The sequence below is a fragment of the Lysobacter sp. F6437 genome (assembly GCF_052547215.1).
Map to the genome: position 1 here is coordinate 1,340,326 of NZ_JBQWRB010000001.1, position 14,328 is coordinate 1,354,653.

Here is a 14,328-nt window from a genome sequence, read left to right on the forward strand (position 1 = left end):
GCAAACGAGTCCGATGCGGATACTGCTGATCGCCTACGAGTTTCCACCCAGTCCGTCGCCGCAATCACTGCGCTGGGCCTACCTGGGGCGCGAACTGCATCGGCTCGGCCATGAGGTCCATGTGCTGACCATCGACCTGGGCGGCACCTCGCCCGGTCTCCCGACCCTGCCGCCCGGCATCGTCGTGCACCGTACCTACCCGGGCCACGTACGCGGCCTGATCGCGTGGCGCCGCCGTCATTTCCAGAAGAAGGACCCGCCCGCGACGGCGACCTCCCGACCGGCCGGGGACAGCGAACGTCCGGCCATGCCTTCGCGCACCGGCTGGAAGCACCGGGTCTCCGCACTCCTCCAGCGCGTGGGTGAACACTTCTGGTTCCCGGATCTCCGGGGTGAATGGCGCCCCCATGCGCAGGGCAGGCTCGACGAACTGCTTGCCCACGACGCTCCCCACGTGGTCATCAGCTCCCACGAACCGGCGACCACGTTGCAACTGGGCCTACGGGCCAGGCAAGCGGGGTTCACCTGGGTGGCCGACCTCGCCGACCCGGTGCTGGCGCCCTACACGTTGCCGCGCTGGAGGCCGACTGCGCGCCAACTCGAATCCGACGTGTGCGACAACGCCGATGCCATCCTGGTGACCACGCCGTCGGCGCGGGACCTGCTCGTGGAGCGGCACGCGGGCATCGCCCCGGTCACGGTGCTGACGCAAGGCTTCGATGACTCGAAGCCGCCAGCGGCAAAAGGAACGGATACCGGGTCCGGAATGCTGGAACTGCTCTACACCGGAAGCTTCTACAGCTTCCGCACCGCCAACACCCTGTTGCAGGCCGTGCTCGACACGCCCAACGTGCGCCTGAACATCGCAACGATCCAGGCACCTGATGAGGTCGTCGCAGCGAGCCAACGGCATCCCGGCCGCATCCGCTTGCTGGGCTTCCTGCCACACCTGGATGCCCTGGCCTGGCAGCGCAGGGCCGACGTGCTGGTGAACCTGGCCAATCGCGATCCCACCCAGGTGCCCGGCAAGTGCTATGAGTACATGGGTGCCGGCCGCCCGATCCTGCACTTGGGCATCGATCCCGATGACGCGGTCGCGGCTCAAATCCGCGGACGCCAGCGGGGTTGGGTCTGCGCACCGGAAGCCGCGGCAGTCACGGATCGGCTGCGGCTGCTTGCGCGATGGCACGCCGAAGGCCGCTTGACCGAGGGATTGCGACTGGATCGCACCAGCGTGTCCGAGTTCGGCTGGAGCCAGCTCGCCCGCCGCCTCGATGGGCTGCTCCACGACATCCATCCGCGGACCGCGCCTAGCCGCCTCCCGCGGTAACCAGCCTGCCGGCGAGGTCCTCCAGGCCGGGGGCGTTCGCGTCCAGCTCCCGCGCCCTCGCCAGGGCGGCATCCGCCGCCCCCAGTTCATACGCACCAAGCCGTTCGTTGGCGTAGGCGATCCAGCGTGCGGCGAGTCGGCGCCGGGCGTCACCGATCCGCATGTCGCTGGCCTCCAGCGCCGCCCAAGCATCCAGGCAGGCATCCGCCTTCGACAGTGCGTTGGCCCGGAGATTGCGCTGGAAGCAGGCGTGGGCGGACGGCGCTAGCTTCCCTATCGCCGCCTGGACTTCCGGATCCCGCGGCGCGATCGCCTGGGCCGCGCGCAGCTTGTCGTAGGCGCTTTCGCCGGGGGGGTCAAGCAGGTCGCCGCGGGCTTCGGCGGCGGAGGCAGCGGCGAGCAGTGCAGCCACGCGCTGCCTGCGTTGCGCGGCCGGTTCACCGCTGTCCAGGCGCGCGTGTGATTGCCGGGCGCGCGCCAGATAGGCCAGGGCAGCGGTCACTGCAGGGGTGTCCGGGGCAATTGCCTGTGCCTCCAGCAACGCGGCCTGGGCCTGTACGAAACGGAAGTCGGCGGCATGGCGCTCGCTTGCGGCGGCATGGGCACCGGCCACGGCGGCCAGCCCGTGCGCGGCTTCGGCGTTGCCCGGATCGACCTGTTCCACCGCGCGATATCCCGCCACGGCCGACGACAGGTGGCCGCGATCCAGTTCACGACTGGCCTGCTGCAATCGCCGGGTGGTCGCGCCGGCCAATGCCGCCCGGGCCGCGGGCAGGTCGAAATGCCCCGGATCGACCGCCTGTACCCGGGCGACCAGCGTTCCCGCACGCACCAGGTCATCTGCGCGCAATGCATCCCGGGCCCGTTGCAGCAGGTCGGCGAGCGTGTCCTCGCGTCCCTCCAGCGCACTGATGTGGTTGGGTTGCAGGGCCAGCACGCGCTGGTACAGCGGCAACGCGGTATCGGCGGCACCGTCCAGCCGGCCGGCCGCGCGCGCTGCATGGGCGGTTGCCAGCAGCAGGTCCAGGCCGGCTGCATCGGTGGTGCGTTCGCGCAGCTTGTGTTCGAGTGCCTCGGCCTGGCTGCGCGGCACGTCGAGGTCGCGTGCAAGTTGCAGGGAGGCTTGGGCATCGTCGAAGCGTCCCTGCGCGAACGCGGTTTCGGCCCGCGCCAGTGCCGCGCGACCGACCCGGGCCAGGCCGTCGCGCGCATCCGGGCGATCCGGATCGAGCGCCAGCGCGGCCTGGTAGAGTTCGCGCGCGCCGCGGCCATCGGTGCGGGTCAGCTCGCCAGCCAGCAACGCGTTCGCCGCATCGGCCCGCAATTGCTGGACGCGGGTGTCGGGCCACAGCCATCCGGACACCGGTTCGCGCGCCAGCAGCAAAATGGCAACGCCGCCGATCGCGACTCCCAGCGCAGCCCAGCGGCGCCACGCGGGCACGGCCGTCGCGTGCATCCCGCGATCCACACCGTCGTAGCCGTCAGCCGCCCCGCTCTTGCGCATTGCCGAAGCATAGACCGGCTTCACGGCAAGGAGGCGTCAAGCGGAGGTCGTCCTGCGCTTCCATCTCAGGCACGCCGCGCCTGCTCCACGCCCGGCAGCGCCGCCAGCTTGCCCAGCAGCGTCGACAGCTGGCCGTAGTCATCGACCTTCAACCGCATCAGGAACCGCACCTGCGCGCCACTTCGCTGGTGCTCGCTGTGGATGCGGGTGACATGGGCGTTGGCCTGCGCGATCAGGTTGGTGACTTCCTTCAGCAGCCACTTGCGGTCGACCGCGAGTACCTCGACGTCGACCTCGTAGGCGCTGCCGGCGCGACCCCATTCCACCGGCAACGTGCGTTGCGGCTGGGCGGCCGCCAGCCGACGGTACGACGCGCAGGTATCGCGATGCACCGTGACCCCGCGGCCGCGGGTGAGATAACCGGCGATCGGTTCACCCGGCAGCGGTTGGCAGCAGCGCGCCAGTTGCACCAGCAGGTTGTCGACGCCCTGCACGGTGAAATCCGCGGCCTTGCCGCGCGGGGTGCGGCGCGGCAGGGCCGGTGCGGGCCGCTCGACCGGGGGCGGCGCACTGGCCGCACGCTCGTGTTCGAGCAGGACCCGGCCGACCTGGTGCGGGCCGACGTCGCCGAGTGCCACCAGCACGTGCAGGTCGGCGTCGCTGGCCAGGCTGAAACGCTCGCGCGCCGGGGCGAGGTCGGCACCGAGCAGTCCAAGCCGGCGCAGTTCCTTGTCCAGCAGGTCCTTGCCGGCGGCCTCGTTGCGCGCGCGATCGAGCTTGTGGAACCAGTTGCGCACCTTCTCGCGCGAGCGGCTGCTGGCGAGGAAACCGTTCGACTCGACCAGCCAGTCACGACGCGGCTCGCCGGTCTTGGCAGTCATGATCTCGACCCGGTCTCCGCTGGCCAGCCTGTGGTCCAGCGGCACGATCCGGCCATCGACCTTGGCCCCACGGCAACGGTGGCCGACTTCGGTGTGGACGCGATAGGCGAAGTCCAGCGGGGTGGCGCCGGCCGGCAGGTCGATCACCTCGCCCTTCGGGGTCAGCACGTAGACGCGGTCCTCGACCAGTTCGGTGTCGAGCTCGCGCGCCAGCGCCGCCTCGTCGGGTTCGGCGCCGTCGGCGGCCGGCTCCAGCAGTTTGCGCATCCAGGCGATCTTGCGGTCGAACGCGGCATCGCCGGCGCCCGCGCCTTCCTTGTACTTCCAGTGCGCGGCCACGCCGAGTTCGGCCTGGCGGTGCATGTCGACGGTGCGGATCTGCACTTCGAGGGTCTTGCCCTCGGGGCCGATCACCGCGGTATGCAGCGAGCGGTAGTCGTTGCGCTTGGGCCGGGCGATGTAGTCGTCGAACTCGCTCGGGACCGGGGTCCAGCTGGCGTGCACCGCGCCAAGCGCGGCGTAGCAATCGCCGACGCTGTCGACCAGCACCCGCACCGCGCGCAGGTCGTAGAGCTCGCCGATCGGCACGTCCTTGCGCTGCATCTTCTTCCAGATGCTGTAGATGTGCTTGGGCCGGCCGGCGATGTCGGCCTTGATGCCCTGCGCGGCCATCGCCTCGCGCAAGGTCTGCTTGACGTCCTCGATGTAACGCTCGCGATCGACGCGCTTCTCGTCGAGCAGGCGCGCGATCTGCTTGTAGGTATCCGGTTGCAGGTAGCGGAACGCGAGGTCTTCCAGCTCCCATTTGAGTTGCCAGATGCCGAGCCGGTTGGCCAACGGCGCGTGGATGTCGCGGGTCAGCGTAGCCAGCGCGGTACGGCGATCGGCGGCCAATGCATCGGCTCCCTGCATACGCGCCAGTTGCCGCGCCAGCAGGATCGGCACCACCCGCAGGTCGCGCACGATCGCCAGCAGCAACCGGCGCAGGCCTTCGTTGCCGCTGCGGCCACCCTGCTCGGCGTGCAGCGTCCATACCTGCTCGGCCGCACGCTGGCCATCGAGCAGCGGGGCGATGGCCGGATACTCGCGCTCGAACGTCGAACCGAGGCGCTGTTGCAGCACCGGATAGCTGTGGACAATCGCGGCGACCAAGGTGTCGCTGTCCGCATCGAGGCGCTGAAGGGCCGCAAGCATGCGTTCGACCACTCCGGGCGGATCGCGGGCATCAAGCTCGGCGCCCGCCCCCGCCCCCGCTGCCGCGCGCAACAACCGTTGCAATGGTTGCGTGATCGCGGGGTTGGCGAGCAACGCGGCCAGCACCGGCTCGGCAGTGGCGGCCGCGGCGGGCCGGGATTCATGGCGACGCGTATTCATGGCGACGCAGGTTCATTTCGACGCAGGGGGGAGTGACTACACTAGCGAGCAACCCTCCGCAGTCATAGCCTCGGGACCCGTCAATGAATTCTTCCCCCTGCCCGACCCCGCCGTCCCCACCCCGCCTCCGCCCGCACGCCTTGGCCAGCATGCTGCTGGCGACCCTGTGCGCCGCGCCGTTCGCGTTCGCACAGCAGGCCGGTGAGCGGATCGAACAGCAGATGACGCACGAACAGTTCGTGGCCGCGGGGCTGGACCAGCTCAGCGCGGAGCAGTTGCGGAACCTCAACGCCTGGCTCAACCGCACCCTGGTGACGGAAACCACCAAGGCCGCCACCGAAGCGACCCGGCAGGCCCAGCAGGACGTCGGGGAGAGCCACCATGGCTTCCTCGGTTCCAGTTCCGACGAGCCGGTCGCTGCACAGTTGCAGGGTGAATTCCACGGCTTCGCCAAGGGTCGCCAGTACCAGCTCGACAACGGCCAGGTGTGGCGCCAGACCGACGCCTCCAGCCTCGTCGGCGTGCGCCTGGACAGCCCGAAGGTGACGATCAAGCCGTCGCTGATCGGCAGCGCCTGGTACCTCAAGGTCGAGGGCTACAACACGGCCGCCAAGGTCGAGCGGGTCAAGTAATCCGCGACAGCCGCGTTGCCAGCTTCTTCGGCGAGATCCCACGTGCGCCGAGTTCCTGTGCAAACAGCGACACCCGCAGTTCCTCCAGGTCCCAGCGCAGCGCCTGCCACTCGGGGTCGTCGCCCTTGCCGGCCGCAGTGGCGTTCGCCAGCGCGTCGGCGAACGGCTTGAGTTCCAGCATCTTGTCCTGGTCGCGCATCGGGTCGCGCAATGCGCGCTCTCCACGCAGGGCCAGCGCCTTCAGGTAGCGTGGGTAGTCGCGCAGCGCCTCGGCCGGCACGTCGCGCAGGAAGCCCGGCGGGGTCAGCGTTGCGAGTTGCATGCGCATGTCGTCGAGGTTGCCGCTGGCCCATCCCATCAGCGGTGATTCCAGCTTGGCGCGCACCTCGGACACCGCGGCGAGGATGGTTTCGGCCTGGCGCAGGCGTTCGGTGGCTTCTGGAAACAGTTGTTTGCCGACGGAATCGCGGCGGGTGGCGAACGCTTCGGCATCGCGGATTTCATCGAGGCCATCGGCGACCAGCGCGGCGAACGCGCCGTCGACCAGGTCATCACGCAGGCGGTCGCCGCCACCCTGCCCGCGCGGCGCCGCCGCTTCGATCGCCGCGTACAGCAGGCCGGCCTTGGGCGACACCGGCAGTTGCTTGCGCGCCTGCTTGCGCCTGTCGGCCAGCGCCAGCCACAGCAGCCGGCGCACGCCGCGCGGATGGTGGCGCACGGCGGTGTCGCGCTCGGCGTGGACCTGTAGTGAAACGCTGTCGCCGTCGTCGTGCAGCGCCGGGTAGGCCGGCACGCCGGCGGCGCCGGGCACGCTGGCCGGAATCGGGGTGTCGGGGAAGTCGAGCAGGCCGCGCTGACCGAGGCCGTCGGCGGCACGCTCGGCAAATGCACGGGCGGCGCGCTGGCCGAAGTCCGCACGCAGGGCGTCGAGGTCGCGCGACTCGGCCAGCACGGTGCGGCCGTCGCGATCATGCAGCCGCAGGTTGGCGCGCAGATGCGGCTCCAGCGCCGCCTCGTCGAAATCGACGGCCGCGATCGCGGCGCCGGTGACCTTGTGCAGGAAGCGCGCGAGTGCGCCGGTGAATGCGTCCGCGTCGGGACCGGGATACGCCTCGGCGAAAGCACGGGCGAAGTCCGGTGCCGGCACGAAATTGCGCCGCTGCGCCTTCGGCAACGACTTGATCAGTGCGGCCGCCTTGTCGACGACGAAGCCCGGCGCCAGCCAGCCCAGCCGCACCGGGTCGAGGGCGTTGAGCAGGTGCAGCGGCACCGCGACGGTCATGCCGTCGTCGATCGCACCGGGCTCGAAGCGGTACTTCACCGCCAACCGCGCGTCGCCGAGCTCGATCACCGGCGGGAAGCGCGCGGCATCGGTCTCGTCGCCGACCAGCAGGTCGTCGAGCGACCATTCCAGCGCGACCTTTTGCGGCGCCGGCAACTTCTTGAACCAGGCATCCAGCGCCTGCGCGTTGTGAATGTCCGGCGGCAGCCGGTCGAGGTACCAACGCGCCATCCAGTCCTCGTCGACGACGATCCCGGCGCGGCGCTGCTTGGCTTCCTCCTCGCGCGCCTTGTCGACGGTGGCGAGGTTGCGCTTGAGGAAAACGCTGCGGCTGTCGATCTCGCCGCTGACCAGCGCGTCGCGGACGAAGATCGCGCGGCTCTCCTCGGGATACAGCCCGCCGTAGTGGATCGGCCGCTTCGGCGCCAGCACCAGCCCGAACAGGCTGACCTGCTCGCTGCCGAGCACCCGGCCCTGCGAGCGCGACCAGCGCGGATCGAAATGGCGCCGCGCCAGCAGGTGCGGCAGTTCGTCGATCGCCCACTGCGGCTCGATCGAGGCGTTGTTCATCGCCCAGACCTTCTCGGTGTCGAGCAGGGTCGCCGACAGCACCCATGGCGGCGGTTTGCGGATCAGCCACGAACCCGGGAACAGCCCGAACTTGCGCCCGCGCGGGCCGTCGTAGACCGCGGCGGGCTTGCGCTCGCCGGGCTTTTTCGCGGGCGCCTTGGTGTCGGCTGGTGGTACGCGGTGGCCGATCTGGGTCGGCAGCCCGGTGATCACCGCGCGATGCAGGTTGGCGTAGGCCGATGCATCGAGGTAGCGGCCGGGCTCGCTCGGTTCCGATGGCACGGGGCCAGCCGCAAGCGTCCACCCGAGTTCCTGCACCATCAGCTTGAGCTGGCGATGCAGTTCGCGCCACTCGCGCATCCGCAGGAAGCCGAGGAAGTTCTTCTCGCACCACTTGCGCAGCTGCGACTGGGTCAGGTCCTCGTGCGCGGTCTGGTAGGCGTCCCACAACTTCAGGGTGCCGACGAATTCGGAGCTGTAGTCGACGAACTGCGCGTGCGCGTTGTCGGCGGCGGCGCGCTGTTCAGGCGGCCGCTCGCGCGGGTCCTGGATGCCGAGGAACGAGGCGACCACCAGCATCTCGCGCAGGCAGCCTTTCCCATTCGCGGCGACCAGCATCCGGGCCAGCTTGACGTCGATCGGCATGCGCGCCATCAGCTTGCCGGTGGCGGTGAGCTTGCGTTGTTCGTCCGTGGCGCCGAGTTCTGCCAACTGCTGCCAGCCATCGGCGACCGCGCGCGAATCGGGCGGCTCCAGGAACGGGAAGCTTTCGATATCGCCGAGGCCCAGCGACAGCATCCGCAGGATCACGCCGGCGAGCGCGGCGCGACGGATTTCCGGATCGGTGTATTCGGGCCGCGACTCGAAATCGGCCTCGCTGTAGAGCCGGTAGCAGGTGCCTTCCGACACCCGCCCGCAGCGACCCTTGCGCTGGTTGGCACTGGCCTGGCTGACCGGTTCGATGTGCAGGCGGTCGAGCTTGCCGCGCGGGCTGTAACGCTTGACCCGCGCCAGTCCGGGATCGACCACGTAGCGGATGCGCGGCACCGTCAGCGAGGTCTCGGCGACGTTGGTCGCCAGCACGATGCGGCGCTGCGTGCCGGGATTGAACACCCGGTCCTGGTCGCGCACCGACAGCCGCGCGTACAGCGGCAGCACCTCGGTATGGCGGTACTTGCGGCGCTCCAGCGCCTGGTGGGCGTCGCGGATCTCGCGCTCGCCGGGCAGGAAGATGAGCACGTCGCCGCGCGGATCTTCGCGGGTCAGCTCGTCGCAGGCCGCGACGATGCCGTCGACCACGGTGCGTTCGCCCTCCCGTCCGCCCTCGCCTTCCAGCGGCCGGTAGCGCACCTCGACCGGATAGCTGCGGCCCTCGACGTCGACCACCGGCGCGCCGTCGAAATGCTCGGCGAAGCGCGCGGTGTCGATCGTCGCCGAGGTCACGATGACCTTGAGGTCGCTGCGCTTCTTCAGCAGTTGCTTGAGGTAGCCGAGCAGGAAGTCGATGTTGAGGCTGCGCTCGTGGGCCTCGTCGATCAGGATCGTGTCGTAGCGCGACAGCCAGCGGTCGGACTGGATCTCGGCCAGCAGGATGCCGTCGGTCATGAACTTGATCGCGGTGTCGTCGCCGACCTTCTCGTTGAACCGCACCTGGTAACCGACCGCGCCGCCGAGCGGCACCTGCAGCTCTTCGGCGACGCGCTTGGCGACCGCGCGCGCGGCGATCCGGCGCGGCTGGGTGCAGCCGATCATGCCGGCGGCGCCGCGGCCCGCGGCCAGGCACAACTTGGGGATCTGGGTGGTCTTGCCCGAGCCGGTCTCGCCGGCGATCACCACCACCGGGTGTTCACGGATCAGCGCGACAATGCGTTCGGCTTCGGTCGCGATCGGCAACGACGGCTCGACCGGCGCCGACGGCAACCGCGCCGCGCGGGCCTGGCGCATCGAGACCGAGTTCGCCAACACCTGCTCGAACGCGGCCTGCATTGCGGCATCATCGGGGCGTCCCCGCCAGCGCGACCACAGGCCATGCAGGCGCCCGCGATCGCGGCTCAGCGCGTCGTCGATCGCGCCGCGCGCCTGGCGCAGCTCGGGTGGCAACGACGGCTTGCGTCGTGACGCGGTCTTAGCAGTGGCGTCGATAGGCTTCATTGATCACGGCAGAAGAAACAAACCATTTCACACGGCAAATCGCGGCGTCTATTGTCGCTGCATCAGGCAAAAAGGGAGAAACGCATGGCCAAGACCACCAAGACCGGCAAGGGCAAATCCACCGGCGCCAAGTCCACGGCACGCAAACCGGCGGCGTCACCGGCGCCCGGTTCCAGCGCCCCGGCGATCGATATCGGGATCGGCAACGCCGATCGCAAGAAGATCGCCGACGGGCTGTCGCACTTCCTCGCCGACGCCTACACGCTGTACCTGAAGACCCACAACTTCCACTGGAACGTCACCGGGCCGATGTTCAACGCCCTGCACGTGATGTTCGAGACCCAGTACACCGAGCAGTGGACGGCGCTGGACGACATCGCCGAGCGCATCCGCGCGTTGGGCTTCAACGCGCCGGGCTCCTACGCGGAGTTCATCAAGCTGTCGTCGATCCCGGAAGAGCCGGGCCTGTCCGACATCCCCGACTGGAAGGAGATGGTGCGCCAGCTGACCGTCGGCAACGAAGCCGTCTGCCGGACCGCGCGCAAGGTCCTCAAGACCGCCGACGACGCCGGCGACGACCCGACCGTCGACCTGCTGACCCAGCGTTTGCAGACCCACGAGAAGTACGCCTGGATGCTGCGGTCGCTGCTGCAGTAGTTTTTCCGTACGCGTTGCGGATCAGGAAACCCCGGGGATTCGCACCGGGGTTTTTTTGATGGTCGACTGTTAGTAGTTCTTCCTTAGATGCGGGAGCCGGCCTGTGGGGAATTGCTACTCCCCTCGATCAGGGCCGCTCCGCTGTCCGGCCCGGCGCAGCGCGCCAGGCGTTCCCGCAGGCGCGCGGCAATGACGCGCAAGCCGCCTGCGCTCACCCCTCGACTTCGGCGGGAAGGCAGTTTTTTGTAGGAGCGGCTTTAGCCGCGAACGGATAACTGTTTGCCCGCGCCGACTCCCGATCGCGGTTAAAGCCGCTCCTACAAAAGCCCGAAGTTCGTTGAAACCAAACGCCGACGCGGCGTCCTGTGCGGGTATTGCGGAAAGTGGGGCATGGATGGCCCACGGCGGTGAGTGCGGCCAGGGATGGCCGCCCGAACCGGGTAGCAATGCCCGCATAGGGCGGCGCCCTGCCCGAAGCCGAGAGCCCACACGTCCTTGCTGTTGCTGTCCTCGCCCCCTACCACCCGAAGCGGGCTTTTCCGACCCGCCGCGAGACCGGCGCTTGCTACCCTAGCGCCCATGCAAAGCGCCGCACTCGACCTCCTCCGCACCACCTTCGGCCACCCGGAATTTCGCGGCGAACAGGCCGAAATCGTCGACTGCGTGGCCAGCGGCGGCGACGCCCTCGTACTGATGCCGACCGGCGGCGGCAAGTCGCTGTGCTACCAGCTCCCGGCCCTGCTGCGCGACGGCTGTGGCGTGGTGGTCTCGCCCCTGATCGCGCTGATGCAGGACCAGGTCGAAGCCCTGCGCCAGCTCGGCGTGCGCGCCGCCTGCCTCAACTCCACCCTCGACGCCGCCACCGCCGCCGAAGTCGAGCGCGACCTGCTGGCCGGCGAACTCGACCTGCTCTACGTCGCCCCAGAACGCCTGCTGACCGGTCGCTGCCTCAGCCTGCTCGACCGCGCGCAGGTCGCCCTGTTCGCCATCGACGAAGCCCACTGCGTCTCCCAGTGGGGCCACGACTTCCGACCCGAATATCGCCAACTCACCGTCCTGCACGAGCGCTGGCCCGACATCCCGCGGATCGCCCTGACCGCGACCGCCGACGCCCCGACCCGGCGCGAGATTGCCGAGCGTCTTGCACTGGAAGACGCCCGCCAGTTCGTCAGCTCATTCGACCGTCCGAATATCCGCTACCGGGTCGTGCAGAAGGACGGCAGCGGCCAGCGCGCCCTGCTCGACTTCATCAAGGACCACCGCGGCGACAGCGGCATCGTCTACGCGTTCTCGCGCAAGCGCGTCGACAAGACCGCCGAGCAGCTGCAGGCCGCCGGCATCGACGCCCTGCCCTACCACGCCGGCATGCCCGCGGCCGAACGCGCCGCCAACCAGCGCCGCTTCCTGCAGGCCGATGGCGTGGTGATGGTCGCGACGATCGCGTTCGGCATGGGCATCGACAAGCCCGACGTGCGCTTCGTCGCCCACGTCGACCTGCCCAAGTCGATCGAGGGCTACTACCAGGAAACCGGCCGCGCCGGCCGCGACGGCCAACCGGCCGAGGCCTGGCTCAATTACGGACTCGGCGACGTGGTCAACCTGCGCCAGCTGATCAACCTCGGCGAGGCCGGCGAGGAGCGCAAGCAACTGGAGCTGCGCAAGCTCGACGCCCTGCTCGGCTATTGCGAATCCACCCAGTGCCGTCGCCAGGCCCTGCTGGGCTGGTTCGGCGAGGACCATGCCGGCGCCTGTGGCAACTGCGACAACTGCCTCAACCCGCCCGAAAGCTGGGACGGCACCGACGCCGCGCGCAAGGCGCTGTCGTGCGTGTATCGCAGCGGCCAGCGCTTCGGCGCCGGCCACGTCATCGACATCCTGCGCGGCGTCGATACCGAAAAGGTGCAGCGCTTCGGCCACGACAAGCTCAGCACCTGGGCGATCGGCGCCGATCTCGATGCCAGGCAATGGAGCGGCGTGTTCCGGCAACTGGTCGCCGGTGGCCTGCTGGAGGCCGACATCGAGCGCCACAACGCCCTGTGCCTGACCGCCAACGCCGGCCCGGTGCTGCGCGGCGAGCGCCAACTGAGTTTCCGCAAAGAAGCGCCCAAGCCCCCGCGCCGCCGCGACCGCGCCACCGCCGCGCCATTGATCGACCTCGCTCCCGAACCGCTGGCCCGCTTCAACGCCCTGCGCGAATGGCGCGCCACCACCGCGCGCGAGCAGAACGTCCCGGCCTACGTGATCTTCCACGACGCCACCCTGCGCGCGATCGCCGAGGCCGCGCCCGACGACCTCGACGGGCTCGGCCATATCCCCGGCATCGGCGGGACCAAGCTGGAGCGCTACGGCGAAGCGGTGTTGCAGCAGTTGCTGGATTGCGACGTCGCATGAGCGTTGCGCCGCATCGAAAAAATGGTGGGCCGTGATGGATTCGAACCATCGACCAGCGGATTAAAAGTCCGATGCTCTACCGACTGAGCTAACGGCCCACGTGCACCCGACCTTGCGCCGGGGTCGGCAATTCTAACGCAAGTGGTCGACGTAACGGGTCGGGTCGGCGACGCCAGCGGCGGCGAAACCCTCGGCGCGCAACCGACAGGCGTCGCAGTGGCCGCAGGCACGACCTTCGGCGTCGGCCTGGTAGCACGACACGGTCTCCGCGAAGTCCACGCCCAGGCGCAGGCCCTCGCGTGCGATATCGGCCTTGCTCATGTGTTGCAGCGGGGCGTGCACGCGGATGCCCGCGCCTTCGACCCCGGCCCGGGTGGCGAGGTTGGCGAGCCGCTCGAAGGCCTCGATGAACTCGGGGCGGCAATCCGGATAGCCCGAATAATCGACCGCGTTGACCCCGCAGAAGATGTCGGCGGCACCCAACACTTCGGCCCAGCCGAGCGCCACCGAAAGCATAATGGTGTTGCGCGCCGGGACGTAGGTGACCGGGATCTCGTCGGCCGCGGCTGGGTGGTCGAGCGGGACCTCGATCGCCTCGTCGGTCAGCGCCGAGCCACCGATGCTGGCCAGGTCGACGTTGACGGTCTTGTGCGCGACAGCGCCGAGGCTGCGGGCGACACGGTCGGCGGCGTCGAGCTCAGAGGTGTGGCGCTGTCCATAGCGGACGCTCAGCGCATGCACGGCAAAGCCCTGCTCGCGGGCCATGGCCAGTACGACGGCGGAGTCCATGCCGCCGGAGACGAGTACGACAGCGTTTTTCATGATTTGTCCGGTGTCATTGATCTTTCCACGGGCAGGCGTGGACGCACGGCTCATCGACCCGGCGCGTCGTCCCACAGGATCTTGTGCAATTGCAACTGGAAGCGCACGGGAAGCCGGTCGGCGACGATCCAGTCGGCGAGGTCGCGCGGCACGACCTGGCTGAAGCTCGGCGAAAACAGCACGTCGCAGGTCTCCACCAGCCGATGCTCGGCGACGATAGCGCGCGCCCACTCATAGTCCTCCCGAGAGCAGATCACGAACTTGACCTGGTCGTGCGGCGTGAGCAGCGCGATGTTGTCCCACAGGTTGCGCCCCACCTCGGCCGACCCCGGCGTCTTGATGTCGAGCACGCGCGAGACCCGCGGGTCGACCTCACTGATGTCGATCGCGCCGGAGGTTTCCAGCGAAACCTCGTAGCCGGCGTCGCACAGCCGCGCCAACAGGCCGATGCAGCGCTTCTGTGCGAGTGGCTCGCCGCCGGTGACGCAGACGTGGCGGACACCGTGGCGGGCGACCTCGGCGAGGATGCCGTCGTAGTCCCACCATTCGCCTCCATGGAAGGCGTAGGCGGTGTCGCAATACTGGCAGCGCAGCGGGCAACCGGTCAGGCGCACGAACACGGTCGGCCAGCCGATGCTGCGCGACTCGCCCTGCAGGGACAGGAATATCTCGGTCAGGCGCAGCCGCTCGGGCGACGCCGCGGCCGCCTCGGGGGTAACGGCGTTCATACGGTG

General features: G+C 69.3%; 9 protein-coding genes and 1 tRNA gene. 4 read left to right on the forward strand and 6 right to left on the reverse strand.

Annotation, left to right across the window (positions count from 1 at the left end; translation table 11 throughout):
• The first annotated feature begins 13 nt into the window (after positions 1-13).
• On the forward strand, positions 14-1,330 hold the full coding sequence (locus tag ACT9F5_RS06325; RefSeq protein WP_445119040.1) for a glycosyltransferase: 1,317 nt from the start codon (positions 14-16) through the stop codon (positions 1,328-1,330).
• On the opposite strand, the gene ACT9F5_RS06330 is transcribed toward ACT9F5_RS06325, so the two are convergent.
• Positions 1,311-2,786 (reverse strand): hypothetical protein, encoded by a 1,476-nt coding sequence (locus tag ACT9F5_RS06330; RefSeq protein ID WP_445119041.1) that lies wholly within the window; start codon positions 2,784-2,786, stop codon positions 1,311-1,313. The genes ACT9F5_RS06325 and ACT9F5_RS06330 overlap by 20 nt on opposite strands.
• A 113-nt stretch (positions 2,787-2,899) precedes the next feature.
• Positions 2,900-5,089, reverse strand: coding sequence for a RelA/SpoT family protein (locus ACT9F5_RS06335; RefSeq protein WP_445119042.1), 2,190 nt, complete (start codon positions 5,087-5,089; stop codon positions 2,900-2,902).
• A gap of 83 nt (positions 5,090-5,172) precedes the next feature.
• Here ACT9F5_RS06335 and ACT9F5_RS06340 point away from each other — a divergent pair, with 83 nt between their 5' ends.
• Positions 5,173-5,721: a hypothetical protein gene (locus tag ACT9F5_RS06340; protein ID WP_445119043.1), complete on the forward strand. Its 549-nt coding sequence runs from the start codon at positions 5,173-5,175 to the stop codon at positions 5,719-5,721.
• On the opposite strand, the gene hrpA is transcribed toward ACT9F5_RS06340, so the two are convergent.
• Positions 5,714-9,724 (reverse strand): ATP-dependent RNA helicase HrpA, encoded by a 4,011-nt coding sequence (gene hrpA / locus ACT9F5_RS06345; protein ID WP_445119044.1) that lies wholly within the window; start codon positions 9,722-9,724, stop codon positions 5,714-5,716. The two genes, ACT9F5_RS06340 and hrpA, sit on opposite strands and share 8 nt — an antisense overlap.
• An 84-nt stretch (positions 9,725-9,808) precedes the next feature.
• Between hrpA and ACT9F5_RS06350 the strand changes: the two genes are divergently transcribed.
• Positions 9,809-10,381 (forward strand): ferritin-like domain-containing protein, encoded by a 573-nt coding sequence (locus ACT9F5_RS06350; RefSeq protein WP_445119045.1) that lies wholly within the window; start codon positions 9,809-9,811, stop codon positions 10,379-10,381.
• Between the two features lie 579 nt (positions 10,382-10,960).
• Positions 10,961-12,772: a DNA helicase RecQ gene (recQ, locus tag ACT9F5_RS06355; RefSeq protein ID WP_445119046.1), complete on the forward strand. Its 1,812-nt coding sequence runs from the start codon at positions 10,961-10,963 to the stop codon at positions 12,770-12,772.
• Positions 12,773-12,794: 22 nt separating this feature from the next.
• Here the strand turns inward: recQ and ACT9F5_RS06360 are convergent.
• The 3 genes from ACT9F5_RS06360 to queE all read right to left on the reverse strand — a co-directional run bounded on the left by ACT9F5_RS06360 (position 12,795) and on the right by queE (position 14,322).
• Positions 12,795-12,870, reverse strand: a tRNA-Lys gene (locus ACT9F5_RS06360).
• 34 nt (positions 12,871-12,904) lie between these two features.
• Positions 12,905-13,594 carry a 7-cyano-7-deazaguanine synthase QueC gene (gene queC / locus ACT9F5_RS06365; protein WP_445119047.1) on the reverse strand — a complete coding sequence of 230 codons (690 nt, stop codon included), beginning with the start codon at positions 13,592-13,594 and terminating at the stop codon, positions 12,905-12,907.
• A gap of 50 nt (positions 13,595-13,644) precedes the next feature.
• Positions 13,645-14,322: a 7-carboxy-7-deazaguanine synthase QueE gene (queE, locus tag ACT9F5_RS06370; RefSeq protein WP_445119048.1), complete on the reverse strand. Its 678-nt coding sequence runs from the start codon at positions 14,320-14,322 to the stop codon at positions 13,645-13,647.
• Positions 14,323-14,328 lie beyond the last annotated feature (6 nt).